The following is a 1,384-nucleotide window of genomic DNA, read 5'->3' on the forward strand; positions in this document are numbered from 1 at the left end:
AGCCGCGACAGGACAGTCTCCAATGTCGGCTCATCCTCGCCGCGCAGCTCGTGCATCAGTGCCCAGCGAACGCCGGAGACGATCGCGACTTCGGTGGCGCCGGCCTGCCGGTGGCGAAAGCTGTCCGCGCCAGGTTTGTCGATGTCGAAGTCATGGTGGGCATGTTTCACCGTCGACACCTTCCAGCCGCGCCGGACCAATTCGCTGACCAACCTCTCGGTCAAAGTCGTCTTGCCGGAATTCTTCCAGCCGGTGATGCCGAAGACGCGTCTGTTCATGGCTTGATGCTCTGCAACAGACGCTCGGCAGACACAAGATCGTCCGGTTCGTTGATGTTGAAGAAAGGGTCGATCCCCGCCGATGGCGGAACCGGGAACTCCACCTCGACAAAACCCTGCCGGTCGATGAAAGCCGAAACCCGCCTGATATCCTGATCGACCAGAAAGTGCCGCAAGGCATCGCGGCAGCCGATCGGCCACAGCGCGAAGGTCGGATGCCGCTTGCCGGCCGAGCGGGCAACGGCAATAGAACCGGGGCTTTGATCGGCGGCCCCTGCCAGACGCTCGACAAGGTCCAACGGCAGGAAAGGCGTGTCACCGGCAGCGCTGACGATCGCCTTGCAAGACCTGTTGGCCGCGGCCCATTCGAGGCCGGTCAGGATTCCGGCGAGCGGACCGGCAAAGCCGGGCACGCTGTCGGCAAGCACCGGCAGTCCAAAGCGCAGGAGTCGTGCAGGGTCGCCATTGGCGCTGAGCGCCATCGATTCTATTTGCGGGGCGAAGCGCGACACGACCTGGTCAAGCAGGCAGCCATCGCCAAGCGGCAACAGGCTCTTGTCGCCGCCGCCCATCCGCCTCGACTGGCCACCGGCCAGAACAATCCCCGCAATGTCTCGCTTCATGCCACGAAGCCTGTATGCCAGCCGTCGGAAATCACAAGAACCTTCAATGATCTGGCTAGATTCCGTCCGGAACCATGCTTGGCCCCGTGCTTTCGGCGACGATCTTGCGCCGGCCGACGACCCGCTCGCGGTAGAGCGCATAGAGGCCGGAGCCGATGATGATGGTGGCGCCGACGATCATCGGCAGATCGGGAATGTCCGCGAAGATGAACAGGCCAAGCAGGATCGACCAGATCAGGGCCGTGTAGCGGAACGGCGCGATGAAGGAGATGTCGCCCGCCCGCATCGCCATGATGATGAACTGGTAGCCGATAATCACCAGCACAGCAGCCAGGGCCAGCAGGGCCGTGCTGTTGCCCGTCATCGGCGTCCAGCCGCCCATTGCCGGCAACAGCGCCGCGCCGACGATGGTCATGGCAAGCGCGGTTGCCGTCGACACCAGCAATGTCGGAATGGCCTTGGGAATCCGCTTGGTGGCGAGAT

General features: G+C 63.4%; 3 protein-coding genes. All 3 read right to left on the reverse strand.

Going from position 1 to position 1,384, the window contains the following annotated elements:
* A partial coding sequence (gene mobB / locus EN991_RS36355) for a molybdopterin-guanine dinucleotide biosynthesis protein B (RefSeq protein ID WP_127370526.1) occupies window positions 1-278 on the reverse strand: 278 nt, incomplete at its 3' end.
* Window positions 275-901 carry a molybdenum cofactor guanylyltransferase MobA gene (gene mobA / locus EN991_RS36360; RefSeq protein WP_127370527.1) on the reverse strand — a complete coding sequence of 209 codons (627 nt, stop codon included), beginning with the start codon at window positions 899-901 and terminating at the stop codon, window positions 275-277. The genes mobB and mobA, both read right to left, overlap by 4 nt.
* A gap of 55 nt (window positions 902-956) precedes the next feature.
* Window positions 957-1,384, reverse strand: a 428-nt coding sequence (locus EN991_RS36365) for a DMT family transporter (protein ID WP_164769667.1), incomplete at its 5' end; no start/stop codon positions are given.

It is taken from the genome of Mesorhizobium sp. M7A.F.Ca.US.005.03.2.1, from assembly GCF_003997795.1.
In the GTDB taxonomy this organism is placed as follows: domain Bacteria; phylum Pseudomonadota; class Alphaproteobacteria; order Rhizobiales; family Rhizobiaceae; genus Mesorhizobium; species Mesorhizobium ciceri.

Bases quoted from the DNA above. Each gene is read 5' to 3' on its own strand.
- mobA (WP_127370527.1), bottom strand. From the start codon at position 901: ATGAAGCGAGACATTGCGGGGATTGTTCTGGCCGGTGGCCAGTCGAGG.